The following is a 21945-nucleotide window of genomic DNA, read 5'->3' on the forward strand; positions in this document are numbered from 1 at the left end:
TTGGAATCACACCCTGCGCGCGCCGATGAGGCGGCTCAGAATGTTGAAGACGAGAACGATGAGCACGAGAACCAGGGAGGCGGACCAGGCGAGCTGGATCTGGTTCGGGAACGGCATGCCCGAGAAATTGAAGATCAGGATCGAGAGCGAGGCGGTCGGCTCGAGCAGCCCTTCGAGCCAGTAGTTGCTGAACAGGGCGGTGAACAGCAGCGGCGCCGATTCGCCCGCCGCGCCCGCGACCGCCAGCATCACGCCGGTCATGACGCCCGGAAGCGCCGTCGGCAGCACCACCTTCAGCACGCCCTGCGTCGTGGTGCAGCCCATGCCGACGGCGGCGTCCTTCATGCGCTGCGGCACCATGCGCATGGCCTGTTCGGCGGTCAGGATCACCGTCGGCAGCATGCCGATCGCGAGCGCGAACCCGCCGGCGATCGCGGAATAGGTGCCAAGGCCCTTGACCAGCACGCCGAACACGAACACGCCGGCGAGAATGGACGGAAAGCCCGTCAGCACCTGCGCGACGAAGCGCGCGCCGGCCGAAAGCTTCGATTTGGGCGCGACGACGCCAAGATAGGCGCCGCCGATCACGCCGATGGGGATGCACACCGCCGAGGCGATCCCCACCATGACGAGCGTGCCGAGGATCGCGTTGCCGAAGCCGCCGCCCTGCATGAAGCCCGCCGGCGGCAGCGCCGTCAGCGTCTCCCATGAGAGCCGCGCGCCGCCCTCGGAGACGAGCATGTAGAGCACCGAGATCAGCGGCGCGGAGGCGAGCAGCGCGAGCAGCCAGACGAGGCCGGTCAGGACGGCGCTCATGATGTTGCGCGCGTCGCCCATGGAGCGGCGCATGTCGGGCGTCTCCCGCATGGGAGCGGCCGCGGCGGAAACGTCTGCGACGGACATTGCGGGCGCTCCTCAGGTCGTCTGCTGCTTGGAGGCGAAAGACATGATGATCTCTCCCGCCACATTGACGATGAGCGTCACCGCCAGAAGGGCGAGCGCCGCGAGCATCAGGGATTCGCGTTCGATCTGGCCGGCCTCGGGGAAGTTCGAGGCGAGCAGCGAGGCGAGCGTGTTGGCCGGCGAGAACAGGGACAGGCTCAGCTGATTGGCGTTGCCGATGATCATGGCGAGCGCCATGGTCTCGCCGAGCGCGCGGCCGAAGCCGAGCACCAGCGAGGCGAAGACGCCGCCCGAAGCTGTCGGCAGGAGCACCTTGAGGATCGCCTCCCAGCGGGTCGTCCCCATGCCGTAGGCGGCTTCCTTCACTTTATAGGGGATGGATTTGAAGGCGTCCTGCGAGATCGCCGCCACTGTCGGCAGCACCATGATGGCGAGCACCAGCACGGCCGGCGCCATGCCCGGCCCGCCGAAGGGCGTCGAGAAGAGCGGGATGAAGCTGAAATTGTCGTGCAGCCAGCCAGCGACGGGACGAATGGCCGGGATGACGACGAAAATGCCCCAGAGGCCGTAGACCACGCTCGGAATGGCCGCAAGCATCTCGATCACGGTGCGGAACACGAAGGCGAGGCTCAGCGGCAGGAAATCCTGCGTCAGGAAAATGGCGATGGCGACGCCGAACACGCCCGCGAGGCCAAGCGCCAGGATCGAGCTGTAGAGCGTTCCCCAGATCTCGGCCAGAATGCCGAACTGGCCGCGCGACGGCGCCCAGACCGCCGAGGTCAGGAAGCTCAGCCCCTGGCGGTGCAGCGCCGGCGCGGCCTCGATGCCGATCTCGAACAGAATATAGGCAAGAAGCGCGATCGTCGCCGCCGCGCAGGCGAAGGCGAGGCCGCGAAAGGCGCGGTCGACGCCATAGGTGAAGGGCGTCGGGTCCTTGGCTGCGTCCCGCCCGTGGAGACCGACCGTGATGTCGCTGGCCATGAAACTCATTTTCCTTTGTGGTCGGGCGGGCGTTTCGGCCCGCCCGTTCGGGCGCTAGCGGATGTTTGGAACTTCGGAGAGCACGCGCGCCGCGACCTTCTCGGGCAGCGGGATATAGCCGAGCTCGTCAGCCATCGCCTGGCCGTCCTTGGCCGCCCAGGTCACGAAGTCACGCAGCGCGGCGGGGATTTTCGCGTCGCCGCCATGCTCGCGGAAGAACAGCATCCAGGTGAAGGTGACGATCGGATAGGAGTCGGCGCCCTTGGGATCGAGCACCCAGACGCGCAGGTCGGGGCCGGAGAAATCCGCGCTCGCGAGCGCGGCCTGTCCAGCCGCCGGGCCCGGCCCGACGAAGGCGCCCGAGGCGTTCTGGAGCTTCGCCATCGGCAGCTTGGCCATTTTGGCGAAGCCGTATTCGACATAGCCGATCGCGCCCGGCGTCTGCATCACGGTGGCGGCGACGCCGTCGTTGCGCGGCGCGCCGACGAAATTCGACTGGTTCGGCCACTGCACCGTGGCGCCCGACCCGACCTTCTCCTTGAAGGCGGGGCTGATCTCGCTCAGATGCTTGGTGAAGACGAAATTGGTGCCCGAGGCGTCGGAGCGGCGCGCGACGGTGATCTGCTGGCCGGGCAGCTTCACGCCGGGGTTCGCCGCCACGATGCGCGGATCGTCCCAGCGCGTGATTTCACCCGAAAAGATCAGCGGATAAACCTCGCGCGGCAGCTTGAGCTCGGCGACGCCCGGCAGATTGTAGGCGAGCACGATCTCGCCCGCCGTCATCGGCAAGAGCACGACGCCGCCCTTGACCTGGGCGATCTCCTCGTCGGTCATGGCCGCGTCGCTCGCGGCGAAGTCGACGATGCGGGCGATGAAATTGCGGACGCCCGCGCCCGACCCCTGCGACTGATAGTCGATGCGAACGCCGCGGTTCGCCTGGCCGAATTTGTTGAACCAGGCGGAGTAGATCGGGAACGGAAAGCTCGCGCCCGCGCCGACGATGCGGACGCTTTGGGCCGACGCCGCGCCGTTCAGCGCAAGCAACCCGGCGAACGCGACAGCGGCCGCGCGTAAAAACGATGATTTCATAACCGGCATATCCCTCGGTGGTTCTTGACATGCGCTCGGGAGCCGCGCCGCGGCCGGACACATGCTCCCCCGCTCACGGCGCCCCTCCTCGCCTGCTTGCGACCGGGGCGAGCTTGGCGTTAGCATTGGTAAATGACACACAGATGTCATCCGGCGGCGCGCGGCGCGGCTTCGCCGGTCGGACGCGCGAAAAACCGCAAGAGCGTCAGACCGCGACGGCGACGCGAAATTCTGGAAAGCGAGAGTCCGGAAGCAAGGCGCGGAGCGCCCGCCGCACGCTGGGCTGACGCATGACGACAGGTCTTGCCGCGCTCCGGCGTTCGCCGTGCGCAGGCGCGCCGATTGCCAAGCCTTCAGAGCGCTGTTAGAGCATCGCTCAAGGGGAGATTCGCCCTTGCGCAGGCTGGCGGAAGACGAAGCGCCCGGCGCTCATGAGCCGCGTTAGCTCAGCTGGTAGAGCAACCGCCTTGTAAGCGGTAGGTCGGGGGTTCAAATCCCTCACGCGGCGCCAAATCACCGCTTAAGACGTTCGATTTCGTCCTTCAGTGACTGAACTTCCTAACATTTCGTCGTTCTTGGCGTCCGAGGCTTGTCCTCGCTGGCCCGATTGTGTCCCGACGATTTGCTGCCGCATTCGTCGGCGCGACCCGACGCCGACATGTCTCTCGCCGACGTCGAAATCAGGAAGGCCGGGCCAAGCGGCCGGCCGGTGAAACTTTCCGACGGCGGAGGCGTCCGGCTCTGGGTTGACGCGGACGGCGCCAAACGCCGGCGGCCCGCCTTTCGCGTCGGCGGCAGGCGGACCCCGCCCTGTTCTTCAATGAAGATGGCAGGCTCGATTTTGAGCCAAGCCTCCGCCGCAAAATTGCGGCGCTTCGAATCAAGGGTTTAGCCCGCGATCCGCCGCCCGAACCGGCGACAAGAAAAGCCGCTACATTTTGTTGCTCCTACGTTACCCAGCACGCTTTCGCCGGGATTGAAGGAGCGCTTAAAGCAACCTAAATCATTGATTTGATGGTGAGCGCGCTGGGACTCGAACCCAGGACCCTCTGATTAAAAGTCAGATGCTCTACCGACTGAGCTACGCGCTCCTTGAGAAGCAGGCGTGAAGTAGCGTCATCTGTCGCGGGGGTCAATAGAAACGCCTCGCCTCAAATCGCGCTGCGGCCGTCTTCAGCGAAGCCCCACGGCTCACGCGCGCGTCGCTGCGTCGTCGTCCTGGCGCGCCGGCGCCGATGGCGCCGAGCCCATGGGCCGCGCCGTGAGGATGCGGCCAAGCCGCCGACTGTCGCGAGACGCGGCGCGCGTTCAAGCGTTCACCCGAGAAAATCAAAAATGAACGCGAGCGCGTCGCAGCCATGGTCGACGCGTCATGTTCAGGCGGCGCGTCGCGTAAAAGGGGAAAAGCCGAAGCCTCGGCCTTTCGTCAAGGCCTGTCTCGCAGCTAGAGCCAGCGCCGCCCGCCGGTTTCGCCTTCCGCCGACGTCGAGCCGCGCCGGACCATATGCCAGATCCAGAGCACGAGAACCGCGCCCACCGTCGCGCCGATGAAGCCCGCGCCCTGGTCCATCCGATACCATCCGATCGTTTGTCCGAGCCATGTGGCGACGAAGGCGCCGACGACGCCGAGCACGATCGTCATGATGAAGCCCGACGGGTTATAGGGGCCGGGAGAGAGAAAGCGAGCAATCATCCCGGCCAGAAAGCCGATGAACAGAATATAGAGAATCGACATGAAGCGCCTCGCAAGCTGATCCGTGCGGCGCTAACGCTTAGCGCCCTTTCGGGTTCGCGCGGTTCAGCGGTCGAGGCGCGCGATCAGGCTCGACGTGTCCCAGCGGCCGCCCCCCATCGCCTGCACTTCCGCGTAAAACTGGTCGACCAGCGCCGCCGTCGGCAGGCGCGCCCCGCTGCGGCGCGCCTCATCGAGGCAGATCGCGAGATCCTTGCGCATCCAGTCGACGGCGAAGCCGAAATCGAACCGGCCTTCGGCCATGGTCCTCCAGCGGTTCTCCATCTGCCATGATTGCGCGGCGCCCTTGGAGATCACGGCGATCACCGCCTCGGCGTCGAGGCCGGCGAGCCGTGCGAAATGAAGCCCTTCGGCGAGGCCCTGCACGACGCCCGCGATGCAGATCTGGTTGACCATTTTGGCGAGTTGCCCGGAGCCGACCGGCCCCATGAGCCGCGCCGCTTTGGCGTAGGCCGCGATGACGGGTTCGACGCGCGCGTAATCCCCCTCCGCGCCGCCGCACATGATCGACAGGGCGCCGCTTTCGGCGCCCGCCTGCCCGCCGGACACCGGCGCGTCGACGAAGCCCACGCCCCTCCCCGCAGCTTCGGCCTGCAGCTCACGCTCGACTTCGGCCGACGCGGTGGTGTGGTCGACAAAGACGCCGCCGCCGGCAAGGCCTTCGAGCGCCCCGTCCGGCCCCAAAGCCACGCTGCGGAGATCGTCGTCATTGCCGACGCAGGCGAAGACGAACTCCTGGCCGGCCGCCGCCTCGCGCGGGGTCGACGCGACGCCGCCGCCGTATTTTTCGGCCCAGGCCCGCGCCTTCGCGGCGGTGCGGTTGTAGACCGTGACCTTATGGCCGCGGGCCTGAAGATGGCCGGCCATGGGAAACCCCATCACGCCGAGGCCGAGAAAAGCGATGTTCGCCATTGCGCAGGATGTCCGATTTCGGCCGGCGCGCGCCGGCGTCCGAGAACCTGAACCCTAAACCGTTTGAAAGCCGCCGTTCAACCGGCAAGGCCGCTTCGCCGCCGCGAGCCCTCAGTTCACCCTGAAGCCGAAGTAATTCTGGGCGAGACGGGCAAGCGAGCCGTCGGCCATGACCTCGTCGATCGCCTTGTCGAACCGGGCTTTCAGAGCCGTGTCCCCGCGTCGCAGCCCAATCCCGACGCCTTCGCCGAAATAGGCCGGGACGTGAGGCGAATCGGCGACGATCCGGCAGCAGCGCCCTTCGTTGCGCGTCTTGAGAAAATCCGCCGCCGCGTCCTTGTCGGCGAGCACGAAATCAACCCTGCCCTCGCCGAGGTCAAGAATCGCCTCCTCGAGCGTCGCATAGGTTCTGATCGTCGAACCGGGGTAAAGATCGCGCACATAGGCTTCATGGGCGCCGCCAGCCTCGACGCCGATGCTGCGCCCCTTCAGCGCCGCGGGGCTCGTATCTTTGACGTCTGCGTCCGCCTGGGCCAGAAAAGCCGACGGCATGCGAACATAAGGCTTTGAAAAAGCGATCTGATCTTGCTGCGGCCCGACGCCGATCTCAAGCGCGGCCATGACAGCGTCATATTGGCCGCTGAGCAGCCCGGGAATGAGGCTCTCCCAATCCTGCGCGACGAAGCGGCACTGAAATCTGGCGCGCGCGCAAAGCAGGCGGCCGAGATCAATTTCGAAGCCGGCGAGTTCGCCCGATCCGTCGAGATAGTTGAAGGGCGGGCGCGCGCCTTCGCTTGCAATGACGATCTGCGTTTGCGTTCCGTCGTGGGCGGCGAGCGCCGGTCCGGCCGCGCAGGCGAAAATCAGACCAAGCCAATGCAGGCCAAAACAAAGAAACGCAGCCGGCGTCCCTGGGCGACGAAGGCGGTTCACGGGCTGGTCTCCCTGGCGGCGTCGTGTGCCGACGTCTGGCGCTTGGCGAAAGCGCGACGATCTATGATGCAGGTTCGAGCTGTCGTCCAGCGGCTTCTTGATTATAGAAAGTCTAATCTGTAGAGGGCGGATATTGAATGAATTTATGGCATCGCTTATACGAGAGCCTTCGCCTGACGCGCCTTTTCGCTGCGTCAGCGCTGGAGTCGAAACACAAGATGGCGAGCGAGCAGGAGGTTCTCAAAGCCCTTGAGGCGGTGGCGGGACCAGACGGCAAAACCCCCTTGCCGCAGTCCGGCGCCGTTTCGGGCCTGTCGATCCGCGACGGGAAGGTTTATCTGTCGATCTCCATCGACCCGAAGCGCTCGGCCGAACTCGAACCGATGCGCGCCGCCGCCGAAACGGCCGCACGCAACGTCGCGGGCGTGGCCGGCGCCATCGTGAGCCTCACCGCCGCCAGACCCGCCCAGCAGGCGCCAGCCGCGGCCGCTCCGCGGACGGCGCGCGCGCCCTCGATCCCGGGGGTGCGGCACATCGTGGCGGTGGCGTCCGGCAAGGGCGGCGTCGGCAAGTCGACCACCTCGATCAATCTCGCGCTCAGCCTCGCGGCGCTTGGATGGCGCGTCGGCATTCTCGACGCCGACATCTACGGCCCGTCGCTGCCGCGTCTCCTCAATCTCAAGGACGGTCCTCGTACGGAAGGCAAGACGCTGATTCCGCTTGAGGCGTTTGGCCTCAAGGCGATGTCGATCGGCTTCATGGTCGGCGAAGACGAGGCGATGATCTGGCGCGGGCCGATGGTCATGGGCGCGCTGCAGCAGATGTTGCGCGACGTCGCCTGGGGCGAACTCGACTGCCTCGTCGTCGACATGCCGCCTGGCACCGGCGACGCGCAGCTGACGCTGGCGCAAACCGTGACGATCGCCGGCGCGGTGATCGTCTCCACGCCGCAGGATCTCGCCCTGATCGACGCCCGACGCGGCGTCGCGATGTTCAACAAGGTCAATGTGCCCGTTCTCGGGATTATTGAAAACATGAGCTATTTCGTCTGTCCGCAGTGCGGCGGACGCTCCGACATCTTTGGCCATGGCGGCGCGCGTCTCGAAGCGGAGCGTTACGGCGTGCCATTCCTTGGCGAGGTTCCGTTGCATATGGAGATCCGCGAACGCTCCGATTCGGGCCTTCCGGTCGTCGTGGCCGCGCCCGACGGCGCCCACGCGAAAATCTATCGGGCCATCGCCGAACAGGTGAAAGCCGGGCTCGAACATTCGAGCGTTCGCAGCGCGCCGAAAATCGTCATCGAATAGAGGATCGCCCCGGAAGCTTGCGCCAGGCCTGCGCCTCAAAGGCGAAGAGCCGCTCCGCCGCAACGAAAAGGCGCGACGCGTCTGGAAATGTACAACACGTTTTGTTAAGCATGGGGCATGGACGCCCCTCATGAACGGCTCGCCCTCGCGCGCCGCAACGCCGGATTCGAAAACGCGACGGATGCGGCGCGCGCGTTCGGCTGGAATGAAAACACTTATCGCAGCCATGAAAACGGCGAGCGCGGGCTGAGGCTTCCGGTCGTCGAACGCTATGCGAAAGCGTTCAACGCCAGCGCCGCCTGGATTTTGACCGGAGAAGGCGAGGTCGAGCCCGCTCCAGAGCCGAAGAACACGGTTCGTCTGGTCGGCCGAATCGGCGCAGGCGCCGTGATCGACGCCGACTTCGAGCAGGAGCCGGCCGAAGGCTTCGCCGAAATCGAAATCCCCTACCCCGTGCCAGACGGCGCCGTCGCCTTTGAAATCGTCGGCGACAGCATGTGGCCGCGCTATGACCCCGGCGACATCGTGATCTGCTGGAGGGTGGCCCAAACCCGGAGCGAAGCTGACGGATGGGAGGCGGCCGTGCGCCTGACCGACGGCCGTCGCTACCTCAAGACCGTAAGGCGCGTATCGAAGGACCGCTTCGATCTCGTCAGCCATAACGCCGCGCCGATTCCCAACGTCCAGATTGAATGGGCCTGCAAGGTCTTCGGCAATATCCGCGCGGGCGAATGGACCCTTCTTGCGCAGGCGCCCCGCCGCAGATAGCTCCACGCAAGCGATCAGAGTTTTTCTTTCCACACGGAAATGGCGGCGCGGCCAGCGCCAAGCTGCGTCGAAGCGGCGGTTCATCCACGTCACGTCTCGACCGGCGCGGCGGAAAAAATTGCGCGCATTGTACATTTTGTGTTGCGGAACGCGGTACGTTATGTACAGTGAGACATCGGCGCTGGACGCCGTCAAGCAAGGTCGCCAGCCTCGCCAGGGGATCAGGTCATGAGCCAGAAAAACTCCGAAAAATCAGCTCCGGTGGTCGTCGCTTTGGGCCGGAGCCCCGCACGACGCGAGCAGATTGACGCGACCCGCACGGAGACGGCCGAATATCTCGCCCAGATGGCCGGAGAACTGGTCACGCTCGCGGCGACCGCGCGCCTGGCGCGTCTCTCCATGCTGCTTGATTACGTCAAACGAGAAGCGGAAGCTGAAGCTTCCACATTATGACGCGGGAACTCTCGCGACGGCTCCGCTCGCATGCCGGCGGCCTCGACATGCCCCGGCGAAGCGCGCTCAGCCGCCGGTGACGCTCATATGCCGTCCGAGTTGCGGCGGCACGACCTGCCGATCGATGATGAAATCATGCCCCTTGGGCTTGCGCGAAATCGCGGCGTCGATGGTTTGGAGCAGAAGCTCGTCCGAGTCCGAGGCGCGCAGCGGCGCGCGCAGATCGGCGGAGTCCTCCTGCCCAAGGCACATGTACAGCGTGCCGGTGCATGTGACGCGCACGCGGTTGCACGCCTCGCAGAAATTATGCGTATGCGGCGTGATGAGACCCAAGCGGCCGCCCGTCTCTTCGACGCGAAGATAGCGGGCCGGCCCGCCCGTGCGATGGTCGATCGGCCGCAACGCGAACCGTTCGGAAAGACGGCTTTCAGCTTCGGTCAGAGGGAGATACTGGCTGGCTCGCTCCTGGTCGATGTCGCCAAGCGGCATCACTTCGATCAGCGTCAGGTCGGCTCCGCGGCCATGCGCCCAGAGAAGCATGTCGGCGATCTCGTCGTCGTTCACGCCCCTGAGCGCCACCATGTTGATTTTGACCGCGATGCCGGCGTCCTGCGCGGCGTCGAGGCCTCGCATCACCTGGGAGAAATCTCCCCATCTGGTGATGATCCGGAATTTTGCGGGATCGAGCGTGTCGAGCGAGACATTGACGCGACGCACGCCCGCCGCCGCCAGATTCGCCGCGTGGCGGGCGAGTTGGGAGCCGTTCGTCGTCAACGTCAATTCATGCAGGGCGCCGGATTCAAGATGCCGTGACAGAGACTGAAAAAACCCCTCGATCCCGCGCCGCACCAGCGGCTCTCCTCCGGTAATTCGCAATTTTTTCACGCCGCGGGAGATGAAGGCCGAACAGAGGCGGTCGAGCTCTTCAAGCGAGAGAATGTCGCGCTTGGGCAGGAACTGCATGTCCTCGGCCATGCAATAGACGCATCGCATGTCGCAGCGATCCGTCACGGAGACGCGAAGATAGGAGACGCTCCGGCCGAACGGATCGATCAGGGAGGAAACGGGCGCGGCGTCCCCCGGCGCCTCGACGATGGGTGTAATGACTGACATTTCCCGCTTGCGCTTGAACCTTCTCAGGAGTTTAGAACCTATATAGGGCGTAAACGCAGAGCGTGTGATAAAAGTTTTGGAGATTTGAAACGTGACGGATCATTGGCCGGCCGAGCTTCGTCTCAAGGACAAAGGCCGCACGCTCTACGTCGCCTTCGAGGACAGGACCGAATATGTCCTGAGCGCCGAATATCTGCGGGTCATGAGCCCGAGCGCGGAAGTGCAGGGACACAATCCTCGCGATCGCGTCACCGTGGGCGGGAAGCGCGGCTGTTCGATCGTCGAAATCGAGCCGGTCGGCTCATATGGCGTGCGTCTCGGCTTCGACGACCGACACACGACCGGAATCTTCACCTGGAAATATCTGCACGAACTTGGAGCGACATATTCCGAAAAATGGTCGTTTTACGAGGCCGAACTGAAAGAGAAGGGACTTGATCGGGATCGTCCGGGTCAGGCGTGATTCCGTTCCGAACAGGTCGTGCGGACGTTTGAGCGCTCTCACGCCGCAACGACGCTGTATTCAGTTCGATTCAACGGATCCAATTACTTTCCCACTGATCGAACCCGGGCTCCGCCATAGACATCCGGCCAACCTGCGGACAGGCGCCCACTCGAGGATCCATGCCTTTTTCCCTGCCGCTCTCGATCGCCATCTTCGTCGTCATCTGGTTCGTCGTCCTGTTCGCGGTCCTTCCCTTCGGGATCACCTCGCAGAGAGAAAGCGGCGACGTTACGAAAGGCACCGACCCGGGAGCCCCCGTCACGCCGCGGCTTCTGTCCAAAGCCGTCTGGACGACTGCGATCTCGCTCGGGCTGTTTGTCGCGCTCTCGATTTTCGCGCGCTACGTCGACATGCGGTGATTCGTCCGCATGTCGACGCAGCGCGTGTCGGGCGCGGCGGGGCGGAAGGGCCGGCGCGGGCAAAAAGCGGCCGGCGGCCTCCAGGGCTCAAATCGGCACGTCACGGAAAAAGCGTTCTCTTCGGCACATCACAAGCATGGCGCGCTTGTGGGGAAAATCGAACTCCTTGACCTGATCATAGGCGACGTCGTCGCAATAGCTCAGCATTTTGACATGGGTGGCGCGCGGCTCGCCGACGATCCGCAGGGTGCGCGGTTCATCCAGAAACAGATAATGGGTCAGCGACCGGAACCACGCGAGCGTGCGCGCGCGGCCGAGAAATCGCGGATTGCCGATAAGTCCGTGCCAGCCCCGGTCATAGTCTTGCGCCTCGTAATGCGCGCCGAGCCGGTCTTCCTTCGCCCAGTAGAATTCAAAATAAGCCGCCGGCTCGTCATCCACTGCGCCGATCACGCCGACCGTATGCGGATCGGCTTCCTGCTCGGCGAGATAGGCGTCAAGCTCGTCCATGGTCTTCGCCATGTCCCAAAAGAAATCCACGCGCTTCTGATTCATCCAGCCGTGAAACAGGGCGAGGTCGCGGCGCCGGTCGATGGGCCGCAGCGAGAGCTCGACGCCAAGGTCAGGCATATGGCGGCGATACATCACGCCGTCCGGCTGCGGCGGGCGCAGCGGAGGCTCCCGTCCTGCGGCGCCAAGGCGCGAGCGAATGTCCGGATAGGCTCGATGCGCGCCCGCGACACGCCACAGCAGCGGCAATTGATGAAAGACCTCGCGCTCAACGACGCCGCAGCGCTTCCCGTCGATCTCGGCCATGTCGACAAGGAGCGCGGCCAGCGCAGGCGCCCCTTCCGCCTGATTCACAAGCAGCCGCTTCGCGTTGGGAGCCGCCTGAAACGCCGCGGCCGCCAGCGCGGCGACGACGCTGACGGAGCGTGGATCGGCGAGATCCACGCGCTGGAAATCAAGCGCCGCGCCGCGATCGTCCGAATGCAGCGTCGCTTCGCCGACGCACGCCTCGCCCTGCGTCGCGACGAACCGCGCGCGTCTCTCGCCGTTCGCGCTCGCGACGGAAATCGGCGCTTCGCCCGAAGCCGGAAAATGCAGCGACGGTCGCCCTGGGGCGTCGGCTTTCCCGGGCGGATCGCGTCGGGAAAGCGCCGTCGCGTCTGCGCTCACGACGCGTCTCCCTCGTGAGAATCACGACGCCAGTACGCCGTGACGAGCTGGCGCTCATGTCCGATCCCACGCTCGGCGCGCAGAAATCTGCGGATCTCCTTCGCCGCCGTCGCCTCGCATGCGGCCCAGATGAAGCTTTCATCCCGCGGCGGCCGCGCCGCCTTCGCCGCCGCGACGAGCGCCGCGCCCGGCGGGCCTGCGGGCGAAAGCCATCGCAGTTCAAAGCCCCCGGGCGGAACGATCAAGGACTGAAAGCCGGCGACGCCCGCTTCGATCACGATCTCGCCTCTCGTTCCCGGCGCCGCGGCCTCGAGCATCCGCGCGATCGCCGGGATCGCCGTTTCGTCGCCATAAAACTGCAGAAAATCCGCTTGCGGCGCGGCGCGGCCGAACGGCCCCGCAATCCCGACGAGCGCCCCCGGCCGCGCCTGCGCGGCGAAGGCTGCGCCCGGCCCCGGATCGTCGTGCATGACAAAATCGACGTCGAGCTCTCCGGCCTCGGCGTCGAACCCGCGCACCGTGTAGTAGCGCACGGCCGGCGACAGATCGTCAGGCGGCCAGACGGCGCGCCCGTCGGCGCTCTGACGCGGCCATTGCGGACGCTCGACGCCCAAGGGCGGAAAATACATCCGCACATGCAGGTCGGACGGCGAAAAGAAACGAGCCACGTCGCCGCGGAACGTCAGCCGCCGCATGCGAGGCGCGACGTCGCGCGCGCGCGCCAGCGTCGCCTCGCGAAAATTCGTGAACTCGCCGCTGACGTTGACGTGGCCGATCCATTCGATGACGGGCGCCTCGTCGTCGGCGAAGGCGACCACATGCTCGGCGACGACGGCGCGCAGGTTTTCGAGCGCGGCGAGATCCTCGGCTTCGACAAGAAGCGCAAGCGCGCCGTCCTCGACGTCGAACGAGCCGCGCCCCGCGCCCAGTTCGAACGCCGCGCCCCGCTCGTGCGCCTCGAAGGGAATGTCATGCTCGCCAAGATGCTCGATCAGGATCTCGGCGAGACGACCGGGATCCGAAAGGCGGACGCGCGCGCGCGAAATCAACAGCCCCAAACCACCCGCCTCGTTCTTTTGATGAACACAATCATATCATGACGCGCGACCGCCCAGCGGCCGCCCGCAACATACCTCCGACCGATGTGTCGCCGCAAGGCGTCGCGCTCACTTTAAAGACAGTCAAATCTTTGGAGAAACGGCGAAAATTATTTTTCGTCGGGCCCTAAATTCCCGCTCGCGCCGTTCGTCTTGTCGCCAACAGCGCCGCGTCGCGGCTGCATCGAGAGGACGTCCATGAGTTTCGATCGAGACGACATCGCCTTCAATGTCGTGATCAATGAAGAGGAGCAATATTCGATCTGGCCGGCGTACAAGCCGGTTCCGCTTGGCTGGCGCAAGACCGGATTCTCCGGCGACAAGGCGGCGTGCCTCGCCCATATCGACGTCGTGTGGACGGACATGCGTCCCAAAAGCCTGCGCGACGCCATGGCGGCCGACGCCGCCTCCTGATCCGGCGCGGCGCGCGTGATCTTCAGCCTGCGCCGCATGTAGCCGGACCCGCCCGCTCCGGCGGCGTTTCCGTTTCCGCCGAGGAGCCGCCAATTCGGCCGAGGAGCCCCAATGCTGGACCGTCCTTCGTCCCCCGTTTCGCTGCCCATTCTCTCCGCCTCCGGCGAACCGCTCGCGCACGCCTTCGCGCGGCGCCGCCATGACATCGACGCGGCCGTCAACGACTTCGGCGGCGTGCTGCTGCGCGGCTTTCGCGTCGACTCCGTCGACGCCTTTCGCGCCTTCGCCGCCGCCTTCGGCCATGAGCTGCTGAGCTATGAATTCGGCTCGACGCCGCGCAGCCGGGTCGAAGGCCAAGTCTACTCCTCGACGGAATACCCGGCCCATCGCGAGATCCCGCTGCACAACGAACAATCCTACACGCGCGAATGGCCGATGCGGATCTGGCTCCATTGCATGGTCGCCGCGCAGGAAGGCGGCGCGACGCCGCTCGCCGACAGCCGCGCCGTGTTCCGCGACCTCGACCCTTCGCTGCGCCGCAAATTCGCCGGGCGCGGCCTGCGCTATGTGCGCAATTTCGGCAACGGCCTCGACGTGCCATGGAAGCAGGTCTTCAACACCGAGGACCGCGGCGCCGTCGAAGCCTATTGCCGCGCCCATGCGGTCGACTTCGAATGGAAGGACGACGGCGAATTGCGCACGAGCCAGCTCTGCCAGGCGGTCGCCGTCCATCCCCGCACCGGCGAGGATCTGTGGTTCAACCAGGCGCATCTTTTCCATGTTTCGGCGCTTGCGTCCGAGGAGCGCGAGGCGCTGGTCGACGCGGTCGGCGAGGACGAGCTTCCGCGCAATGTCTATTTTGGCGACGGCGCCCCCATCCCCGACGAAGATCTGGCGCAGGTTCGCGCCGTTCTATCGGCCCGCAGCTTCTCCTTCCCCTGGGTTGAAGGGGATGTCATGATGCTTGACAATATGTTGCTGATGCATGGCCGCGAGCCCTTCCGCGGCCCCCGAAAAGTTGTCGTCGCCATGGCGGAGCCAATGAGCCTTTCGAGATGAGCGTCGTCGCCGTCAGCGCCGTTCGCGGGAGCCTTGCGGCGTGACGCGGACGCAACAGACGCCGGCTCTCGAAGGGCGCGGCCTTGTCGTCTCCTATCACGGACGGCGCGTCCTGCAGGGGCTCGACGTCGCGATCGGGGCCGGCGGCGTCACCGCCCTGTGCGGGCCGAACGGCTGTGGCAAGTCGACGCTTCTGCGCGCGCTCGCCGGCGTGCGCGCGGTCGACGGCGGCGAAGTCTTCGTCGAGGGGCGCGCCCTCGCCTCGATGGGCCGGCGCGAGCGCGCCCGCGCCCTCGCCATGCTCGCGCAGGCGCATGAGCAGCCGGCCGGGCTCGCCGTCGCCGAGCTCGTCGCCTATGGGCGCTACGCGCATCGCCCGCTCGTCGGCGGCCTTTCGCAGAAAGACCATGCGGCGGTCGCGCAGGCGATCGCCGCCATGGGCCTTGAGGGCCTCGCCGACCGGCCGGTTTCGGATCTTTCGGGCGGCGAACGCCAGCGCGCCTGGATCGCCATGGCGCTCGCGCAGGAATGCCGCATCCTGCTGCTCGACGAGCCGACGACCTGGCTCGACATCCGCCATCAGGTCGAGCTCATCGACGCGCTGCGCCGGCTCAACCGCGAGCGCGGCATCACCATCGTCGCGGTTCTCCACGATCTCAACCAGGCGGCGGCGGTGGCCGACCATGTGCTGCTCATGCGCGACGGCCGCGTGACGCATGAGGGCCGGCCCGAAGAGGTCTTGGCCGAAGGCCCGCTGCGCGAGACGTTCGGCGTCGACATGTGGAGCGTCGAGCATCCGGCGGGCGGAACGGCCTGCCTGCCGTCTTACGGCGGAAAGCCATCGCTGCGCGTCGTGCGGGCCGGATGAGCGTCGCCGGATTCTTTCTCGGCGCCGCCTCGCCGCGGCTGACGCGGCCGCGGCCGCGCCTGCTGGCTCAAGGCGCCGCCGCGACCATCGCCATTCTCGTGATTTTGGAGCTCGCCGGCCCGCTGGCGGCGTTGCTGCGCGCGCCCGACGCTCTTGCGCGGGAGGCTGCGGTTTTCGCGCTGTGGGAGCTCAGGCTTCCGCGGCTGCTCGCCACGCTGCTCGCCGGCTCGGCCTTCGGCCTCGCAGGCGCCCTTTTCCAGGCCGCGACGCGCAATCCGCTGGCCTCGCCCGATCTTCTCGGCGTCGCCGCCGGCGCGCAGTTCGGCGTTCTGCTCGGCGCCGCCGTTCCCGCGCTCGCCCCCGTCGCCGGCCCGCCGCTGCTCTTCCTGTGCGGCCTCGCCACGGCTTCGGTCGCCATCGCCGCCGCAGGCGGCTGGCGCGCCTCCGCGCTTCGGCTCATTCTCGCCGGCGGCGCCTGCTCGCTCCTGTTCGGCTCGATCGTCACCTTCATCCTCGCCATGTTCGAACAGAACGTCGCCGGCGTCGCGCTGTGGAGCGGCGGGTCGCTCTACCAGCCGGGCGCCGCCGGGCTGAAGAGCGCGGCGCTCTGGGCGCTGGCGTCGCTCGCCCCGCTGCCGTTCCTGTTGCGGCCCCTGTCGGCCCTCAGCCTCGGCGACGACGTCGCGACGGCGCTCGGCGCGCCCGTGCGGCCGGCGCGTTTCGTCGCCGCCGGCGCGGCGACGGGGCTCACCGCGGTCGGCGTCGCCGTCGCCGGGCCCATCGGCTTCATCGGCCTCATCGCTCCCAATCTGGCGCGCGCCGCAGGCGCCTACAGACTCGGCGAGATCGCCGCCCTTTCGGCGCTGACGGGAGCCGCGCTGCTCCTCGCCGCCGACGCGCTGGTCCTCGCCGTCGGCTTCGAGGCCGGCGTGTCGACCGCCGTCGCCATCGGCCTGATCGGCACGCCGCTCCTGCTCGCGCTCATTTTGCGCAACCGGACGATCACCCCGGCCGATCATGGCGAGGCCGTCGCCGCCGCAAAGACGCGCCCTGCGAAGCGCTTCGCGTTCAGGCTCGCCGCGCTGCTTGCGGCGCTCATGGCGTTTGGCGTCATGTGGGGCGAGGACTGGCTTTCGCCCGCGCGCCTGTTCGAGGCGGCGCTCGGCCATGACCCTGTCTCCGCGCTGATCTTCGACATCCGGGCTCCCCGCCTCGTCGTCGCCGCGGCGGCGGGCGCCATGCTCGCCGCAAGCGGCGTCATTTTGCAGAGCGTGATGCGCAACGCGCTCGCGGGGCCCGAACTCATCGGCGTGACGCAGGGCGCGGCGCTGCTCGCCCTCTCGGCGCTCATCGCCTTTCCCTTTCTGGGGCGCGTCGGCGCCTTCGCCTTCGCGCTCGCCGGCGGGCTTGGCTCGCTCGGCCTCATCGTCGCGCTGAACTTTCGTCGTCGGCTCGCGCCGCTGCCGGTCGCGCTCACGGGGCTCGCCCTTGGCGGGCTGTTCGCCGCGCTGACCACGGCGCTCATCGTCCAGACCAGCGCGCAGCCGGCGCGCGCCCTCGTCTGGCTCGTCGGGGGAACTTACGGCCGCAGCTGGGCCGACGCGGCGGCGCTGCTGCCCTGGCTCGCCGTCGCCGTCCCGGTACTCTTTTTGCTCGCGCGCCCGCTCGACATGCTCGGGGTCGGCGAGGACGCGGCGACAAGCCTCGGCGTTCCCGTCGCGCCGCTGCGGGCGCTCTCCCTGTTCGCCGCGGCGACGCTCGCGAGCGCCGCCGTCGCCATCGTCGGGCCGATCGGCTTCGTCGGACTGGTCGCGCCGCATCTCGCCCGGCTTCTCGGATTCCACCGGCATGGCGCGCGCTTCCTCGTCGCGATGCTGATCGGCGCGCTCGTCGCCGCAACGGCGGACATTCTCGGCCGCGCCCTGCTCGCGCCGACGGAAATCCCCGCCGGCGCCATCACCGCCCTCGTCGGCGGCCCCTATTTTCTGTGGCTGCTGATGCGGCGCGGCCAGAAGGAGAGCGCCGCATGACGACGTCCGCCGCGCCAGTTTCGCGCCGCGCCCTTCTCGCCGCCGGCGCCTGCTGGGCGCTTCAGCGCGCGGCCCCGGCGGCCGTGGCGGAGCCGCGCGCCGGATCGATGATCGCGCGCAAATCCGCAGTCCTGCCGGAGCGGCCGCAACGCGTCGTCGCGCTCGAATTCCTCATGGCCGAAACGCTCGCCCTGCTCGACCGCCCGCCCGTCGGCATGTCCGACGCGCGCCTGTATCCGGGGTGGATCGGCGTCGAAACGGACAGGCTCAAGAACGCTGTCGACGTCGGCACGCGCCAGCAGCCGAGCCTCGAAGCGATCGCCCGCCTGCAGCCCGACCTCATCCTCGGGGTCGCCTACAGGCATGCGGCGCTGTTCGACGTCCTCGCGCAGATCGCGCCCGTCGTGCTGTTCGAATTCGCCCCGGGCGCGAACGGCGGGACGCAGCTCGACTCCGCTTTTGAAACGCTCGACATTCTCGCCGGGATAACGGGCGAACAGACGCGGGCGGCGGGCGTGCGCGCCGACGCCGAGGCCGCGTTCGCGCGCGACCATGCGCGCCTCGTCGACGCGGGAAAGACCGGCGCCGGCTTCGTCCTGCTTCAGGAGCTTTCGTCTCCGGACACCTATTGGGCGTTCACCGGGGGCAGCCTCGCCGCCGGCCTCGCGGAGCGGCTCGACCTGCGATTCTGGCCGCAGCGGCGCACGCGCGACGGCGTGCGGCCGCTCCAGTCGGAGGAGCTTCTGGCGCTTGAAAATGTCGACGTCGGCCTGATCAGCTTCAGCGGGCCGCAGGCGACGCTCGAGTCGAAAACGTCGAGCCCCGTCTGGCGCCGCACGTCGGCCCGGCGCGAAGGGCGCGTCGTCCTGATCGAGCGCAACATCTGGAATTTCGGCGGCGTCGGCTCAGCCATGCGCCTGTCGAACGCGATGACGGGCGCCGTGCTGGCGTCGCCCACCCGCTTCTGAACCGGCTATTTCAGCGGCCCGCCCCAGGGCTCGGCGAAAAACGTGTCGCGCTCGATGATGACGAGCTCCGAGCGCTTGTGCGGAAGATCGAATTCGCGCGCCCGCAGGAATCCCTGCTTCTGCATGTATTCGATCCAGCGCACGTGATCGACGCGCGGATCGCCGACGATGCGGCGCGTGCGCAGATCGTCGAGAAACATGAAATGCAGCAGCGCCCGGAACCAGGCCTCGACCTTGCCCGGCCCCTGGTGCTTCGAATCGCCGACAAGCAGATGCACGCCGCGGTCATGATCGCCGACGTCATAGAAGGGCGCGATGCGGTCCTCTTTCGCCCAATAGATTTCGAAATAGGCGAAAGGCTCGTCGTCGAAACATCCGAGCATGCTGATCATATGCGGGTCGGCCGCGACGCCTTCGATATAGGCCCTGTGCTCCTCGACGCTTCCCTTCTGTCCCCAGAAATGAGCCACGCTGTCGAGGTTCATCCAGGCGTTGAAGACGTCGAGGTCGCGCCGCGCGTCGAAGGCGCGGATGCTGAAATCGGCGCCAAAGCGCGGCATGTGGCGACGATAGACCTCGCCCTTAGGCTTTGGCGGGCGCGGCGGATGCGCCAGCCTCTCGCCTCCGGCTTCGGCTCCCGCCGGTCTGCCTGAGCCCTTGAGCCACATCCGCGGATCCTGCCAGAAGAACCCGCGCCGGACCCAGAAGCGCGTGAGCCCGCCCGATTGCTCCTCGCAGCTTTCAAAAACGCCGCGCGCGACGGCGCCTGCGGCGAACGCATCCGACGCCGGCGCGAGAAGCGAAAGCGCCGGCGGGCGGCGCGCGTGAGAGAACACGGCCGCGAGCGCGGGCAGGAGCGCCTCGGGCGGAAAGGCGTCGCCGGAGAGCCGCCGGTCCGTCGAAAACGCGTCCGCGCCGGTCCGGCGCAGGCGCGCCGCCTCCCGCCCGTCGAGGCGCAGGACGACGCCCTCGTCCGTCAGGTCGGCTTCGGCGCGACGGCCGTCGCCGAGGCGAAGCCCGAACGAAGCCGGCTTCGCGTCCGCCCGGGAGGCCGGCGCCGCGATTTTGGCAGCTGCGTTCGTCACCATGTGTAGCGGACAGACCCCAGGACCTTGCGTCCCGTTCCATAAAAACAGGCCGTCTCGCCGGAGCAGGCCGCGACGTAATGCGTGTCGAGGATGTTGTTGGCGTTGATCGCCAGGCGCCAGTTCTGGATGTCATACGAAACGCCGGCGTCGACGAGCGTGAAGTTTGGAACCTTGAAGGTGTTCTCGACGTCGCCCATCGTGGAGCCGTAATAGCGGATGCCCGCGCCAACGCGCAGTCCGGAAAGCGGCGTCGACGAGAATTTGTAGTCGGCCCAGAGCTGCAGGATCGTGTCCGGAACGGCGACCGGCCTCTTGCCGACGTTCGTCGGGTCGGCGTCTCCCGTCACGCGCACGTCCTGGAAGGTGAAGGAGCCGATGGCGCGGAAGCCTTCCTCGAACTGGAGCAGCGCCTCGGCCTCGAAGCCGCGCGAATTGAGGTCCTGCGCGAAGGCGTCGAGCAGATTGGGCCCGACCTGCGAGATCACGTTGGTCTGGTCGATGCTGAAGGCCGCGACCGAAAGCTGGCTGTTCGTCCCCGGCGGGACATAGCGCACGCCCACTTCGCCCTGACGGCCGAAGCTCGGCCCAAAAGGCTGGCCCTCCACGTTCGAGCCGACGTTCGGCAGGAAGGATTGCGTATAGCTGCCATAGGGCGCGAAGCCGCCGTCCATGAGAATGACGGCGCCGACGCGGGGCGACCAGACGTAATTGTTGTTGTAGACGACTGCGTCGCTCACGACCGTGTCGCGGAAGCTCTGCCGCGCGATGTCATAGCGCAGGCCGGCGGTGATCACCACACGGTCAGTGACCTTCATCTGGTCCTGGGCGTAGAGGCCGACCTGATCGAGATACTGGCGCGTGTTCTGGGCCGGGAAGAGCTGGAGATCCCAGAGGCTGGCGTAGGACGGCTGGAACAGGTTGAGAAGATAGGGCGAAAAATTATAGAATTGCGGGTCCCAGGTCTTCTGATGCGCATAGTCCACGCCGAACAGCATGGTGTGCGACGTCTCGCCGAGGTCGAACTTCGCCTGCGCCTGCGTGTCGACGGCGAAGCGGTCGGCGCCCGGATTGGCCCGCGCCGCGAGCTCGGCGATGTATTGGTAGTTGTCGGGCGGGCTCGGGTAGAGCCCCGCGCCATAGACCGTCTTGATGTCGGATTCGATGTGGTTGAAGCGCAGGTTCTGGCGCACCGTCCAGACCTTGTTGATCTCATGCTCGAATTCGTAGCCGATCGACCATTGCGTCTTGTCGTAGCCGTCGAAGCTCGAGTTGCCCGTCCAGGTGCTGCGCGGAATCTGGCCGAACGGGTTGAACAGAACCGTGCCCTGAGCCGGCAGGAAGTTGGTGTCGATGCTGGTGTGGTCGCGCAAATAATTGGCGAAGACCGTCATCGAGGTCGAGGCGTCGGGCGACCAGCGCAGCGACGGCGAGAGGGAGAGCCGCCGGCCTTCGTTGGGATTGCCGAAGTCGAGGTTGGTGCGATAGAGGGTGGCCGCGACGCGATAGGACCACGCCCCCTGCGGGTCGATCGGGCCGCCCTGATCGAGATTGAGCTGGGCGAGGCCCTGCGATCCGAACAGGGTCTGGCCGATGAAGATCGGCGTCGAGGTGGGACGCTTCGAAACGTAATTGACCGTGCCGCCGGGGTTGCCCTGACCGTAAAGGATCGACGCCGGCCCGCGCAAAACTTCGACGCGCTCGAGCGACCACGGGTCGACGCGCCAGCTGCCGTAGGGCGGCAGCAGCGGAAGCTGCAGATTGTCCTGGAAGAAATTGGCGGGCAGGCCGCGGATGGTGATGTAATTGTCCGAACGCTGGTCGACGCCGTAGACGTCGGGCGAGACGCCCGGCGTATAGCGCAGGGCCTCGTTGACGTTGACGGACTGGAAAGTGTCGAGCCTGTCGCGGCCGATGACCGTGAGCGACTGCGGCGTCTCGATGATCGGCGTGTCGGTCTTGGTGCCGGCCGTGCTCGCGGGGGCGACAAGGCCGGGGAACGGGCCGACGCCCGAGCCGACGCCGATTCCGCCCTGGCCGCCGGTGACGTTCACCTGATCGAGCTGCACCGCCGCATCCTGCGCCATGACGCCGGACGCCGCGACGACAAGCGCGGCCACAGACGCCGTGGCCGTCGGCCCGATGCGCCAGAAAGATGTTCCCTTCACG

The 21945-nt window shown here is 66.9% G+C and carries 22 protein-coding genes and 2 tRNA genes; 12 read left to right on the forward strand and 12 right to left on the reverse strand.

All coding sequences use genetic code 11. The features are described 5' to 3' along the window. Positions 1–6: 6 nt before the first annotated feature. The 3 genes from pstA to pstS are packed head-to-tail and all read right to left on the reverse strand — an operon-like array spanning position 7 to position 2973. On the reverse strand, positions 7–903 hold the full coding sequence (gene pstA, locus ACILRB_RS00565) for a phosphate ABC transporter permease PstA (protein WP_395664355.1): 897 nt from the start codon (positions 901–903) through the stop codon (positions 7–9). A 12-nt stretch (positions 904–915) separates the two neighbouring features. Continuing rightward, entirely contained in the window at positions 916–1884 is a 969-nt protein-coding gene (gene pstC, locus ACILRB_RS00570; protein ID WP_395664356.1) for a phosphate ABC transporter permease subunit PstC, read from the reverse strand. A gap of 54 nt (positions 1885–1938) precedes the next feature. Then, positions 1939–2973, reverse strand: a complete 1035-nt coding sequence (gene pstS / locus ACILRB_RS00575; protein WP_395664357.1) for a phosphate ABC transporter substrate-binding protein PstS — start codon at positions 2971–2973, stop codon at positions 1939–1941. A gap of 435 nt (positions 2974–3408) precedes the next feature. On the opposite strand from pstS, the gene ACILRB_RS00580 reads away from it, so the two are divergent. Continuing rightward, positions 3409–3484 (forward strand) — tRNA-Thr (locus ACILRB_RS00580). A 504-nt stretch (positions 3485–3988) separates the two neighbouring features. Here ACILRB_RS00580 and ACILRB_RS00585 read toward each other — a convergent pair. From ACILRB_RS00585 to ACILRB_RS00600, 4 genes are all read right to left on the reverse strand, one after another. Further along, positions 3989–4064: transfer RNA gene (locus ACILRB_RS00585), tRNA-Lys, on the reverse strand. 353 nt (positions 4065–4417) lie between these two features. Then, positions 4418–4708 (reverse strand): GlsB/YeaQ/YmgE family stress response membrane protein, encoded by a 291-nt coding sequence (locus ACILRB_RS00590; RefSeq protein ID WP_395664358.1) that lies wholly within the window; start codon positions 4706–4708, stop codon positions 4418–4420. Positions 4709–4771: 63 nt separating this feature from the next. Further along, positions 4772–5638, reverse strand: a complete 867-nt coding sequence (locus ACILRB_RS00595; protein WP_395664359.1) for an NAD(P)-dependent oxidoreductase — start codon at positions 5636–5638, stop codon at positions 4772–4774. A gap of 111 nt (positions 5639–5749) precedes the next feature. Beyond that, positions 5750–6571, reverse strand: coding sequence for a transporter substrate-binding domain-containing protein (locus ACILRB_RS00600; protein WP_395664360.1), 822 nt, complete (start codon positions 6569–6571; stop codon positions 5750–5752). A gap of 218 nt (positions 6572–6789) precedes the next feature. Between ACILRB_RS00600 and apbC the strand changes: the two genes are divergently transcribed. From apbC to ACILRB_RS00615, 3 genes are all read left to right on the forward strand, one after another. Then, positions 6790–7878, forward strand: a complete 1089-nt coding sequence (gene apbC, locus ACILRB_RS00605; protein WP_395664361.1) for an iron-sulfur cluster carrier protein ApbC — start codon at positions 6790–6792, stop codon at positions 7876–7878. Between the two features lie 117 nt (positions 7879–7995). Next, the gene (locus ACILRB_RS00610) at positions 7996–8646 is read left to right on the forward strand and encodes an XRE family transcriptional regulator (RefSeq protein ID WP_395664362.1); all 651 of its coding nucleotides are present in this window, start codon (positions 7996–7998) and stop codon (positions 8644–8646) included. A 228-nt stretch (positions 8647–8874) separates the two neighbouring features. Then, positions 8875–9099 (forward strand): hypothetical protein, encoded by a 225-nt coding sequence (locus ACILRB_RS00615; RefSeq protein ID WP_395664363.1) that lies wholly within the window; start codon positions 8875–8877, stop codon positions 9097–9099. Between the two features lie 66 nt (positions 9100–9165). On the opposite strand, the gene moaA is transcribed toward ACILRB_RS00615, so the two are convergent. Then, entirely contained in the window at positions 9166–10212 is a 1047-nt protein-coding gene (gene moaA / locus ACILRB_RS00620; protein WP_395664364.1) for a GTP 3',8-cyclase MoaA, read from the reverse strand. Between the two features lie 91 nt (positions 10213–10303). On the opposite strand from moaA, the gene ACILRB_RS00625 reads away from it, so the two are divergent. Together ACILRB_RS00625 and ACILRB_RS00630 are read left to right on the forward strand one after the other, a co-directional pair. Then, a complete protein-coding gene (locus ACILRB_RS00625) occupies positions 10304–10675 on the forward strand; it encodes a gamma-butyrobetaine hydroxylase-like domain-containing protein (RefSeq protein ID WP_395664365.1) in 372 nt (123 codons plus the stop codon). Positions 10676–10836: 161 nt separating this feature from the next. After that, positions 10837–11076: a DUF1467 family protein gene (locus ACILRB_RS00630; RefSeq protein WP_395664366.1), complete on the forward strand. Its 240-nt coding sequence runs from the start codon at positions 10837–10839 to the stop codon at positions 11074–11076. 87 nt (positions 11077–11163) lie between these two features. On the opposite strand, the gene ACILRB_RS00635 is transcribed toward ACILRB_RS00630, so the two are convergent. Beyond that, positions 11164–11721, reverse strand: a complete 558-nt coding sequence (locus ACILRB_RS00635; RefSeq protein WP_395664367.1) for a GNAT family N-acetyltransferase — start codon at positions 11719–11721, stop codon at positions 11164–11166. Between the two features lie 81 nt (positions 11722–11802). Here ACILRB_RS00635 and ACILRB_RS00640 point away from each other — a divergent pair, with 81 nt between their 5' ends. Continuing rightward, the gene (locus ACILRB_RS00640) at positions 11803–12273 is read left to right on the forward strand and encodes a hypothetical protein (protein ID WP_395664368.1); all 471 of its coding nucleotides are present in this window, start codon (positions 11803–11805) and stop codon (positions 12271–12273) included. Here ACILRB_RS00640 and ACILRB_RS00645 read toward each other — a convergent pair. Further along, positions 12252–13313 carry a DUF2218 domain-containing protein gene (locus ACILRB_RS00645; protein WP_395664369.1) on the reverse strand — a complete coding sequence of 354 codons (1062 nt, stop codon included), beginning with the start codon at positions 13311–13313 and terminating at the stop codon, positions 12252–12254. The two genes, ACILRB_RS00640 and ACILRB_RS00645, sit on opposite strands and share 22 nt — an antisense overlap. A 237-nt stretch (positions 13314–13550) precedes the next feature. On the opposite strand from ACILRB_RS00645, the gene ACILRB_RS00650 reads away from it, so the two are divergent. The 5 genes from ACILRB_RS00650 to ACILRB_RS00670 all read left to right on the forward strand — a co-directional run bounded on the left by ACILRB_RS00650 (position 13551) and on the right by ACILRB_RS00670 (position 18691). After that, positions 13551–13766 (forward strand): MbtH family protein, encoded by a 216-nt coding sequence (locus tag ACILRB_RS00650; protein ID WP_395664370.1) that lies wholly within the window; start codon positions 13551–13553, stop codon positions 13764–13766. A gap of 111 nt (positions 13767–13877) precedes the next feature. Continuing rightward, positions 13878–14825, forward strand: coding sequence for a TauD/TfdA family dioxygenase (locus tag ACILRB_RS00655; RefSeq protein ID WP_395664371.1), 948 nt, complete (start codon positions 13878–13880; stop codon positions 14823–14825). Positions 14826–14865: 40 nt separating this feature from the next. Next, positions 14866–15693: an ABC transporter ATP-binding protein gene (locus tag ACILRB_RS00660; protein WP_395664372.1), complete on the forward strand. Its 828-nt coding sequence runs from the start codon at positions 14866–14868 to the stop codon at positions 15691–15693. Beyond that, positions 15690–17723, forward strand: coding sequence for an iron ABC transporter permease (locus tag ACILRB_RS00665; protein ID WP_395664373.1), 2034 nt, complete (start codon positions 15690–15692; stop codon positions 17721–17723). Before ACILRB_RS00660 ends, ACILRB_RS00665 begins: the two co-directional genes overlap by 4 nt. Continuing rightward, on the forward strand, positions 17720–18691 hold the full coding sequence (locus tag ACILRB_RS00670) for an ABC transporter substrate-binding protein (protein ID WP_395664374.1): 972 nt from the start codon (positions 17720–17722) through the stop codon (positions 18689–18691). Before ACILRB_RS00665 ends, ACILRB_RS00670 begins: the two co-directional genes overlap by 4 nt. Before the next feature lie 5 nt (positions 18692–18696). Here ACILRB_RS00670 and ACILRB_RS00675 read toward each other — a convergent pair whose 3' ends face one another. Beyond that, complete coding sequence (locus ACILRB_RS00675) at positions 18697–19776, reverse strand: GNAT family N-acetyltransferase (RefSeq protein ID WP_395664375.1); 1080 nt, start codon at positions 19774–19776, stop codon at positions 18697–18699. Beyond that, positions 19773–21944, reverse strand: a complete 2172-nt coding sequence (locus ACILRB_RS00680) for a TonB-dependent siderophore receptor (RefSeq protein ID WP_395664376.1) — start codon at positions 21942–21944, stop codon at positions 19773–19775. Before ACILRB_RS00680 ends, ACILRB_RS00675 begins: the two co-directional genes overlap by 4 nt. Position 21945: the final 1 nt, after the last annotated feature.

This window comes from Methylocella sp., from assembly GCF_044226135.1.
GTDB lineage: Bacteria > Pseudomonadota > Alphaproteobacteria > Rhizobiales > Beijerinckiaceae > Methylocapsa.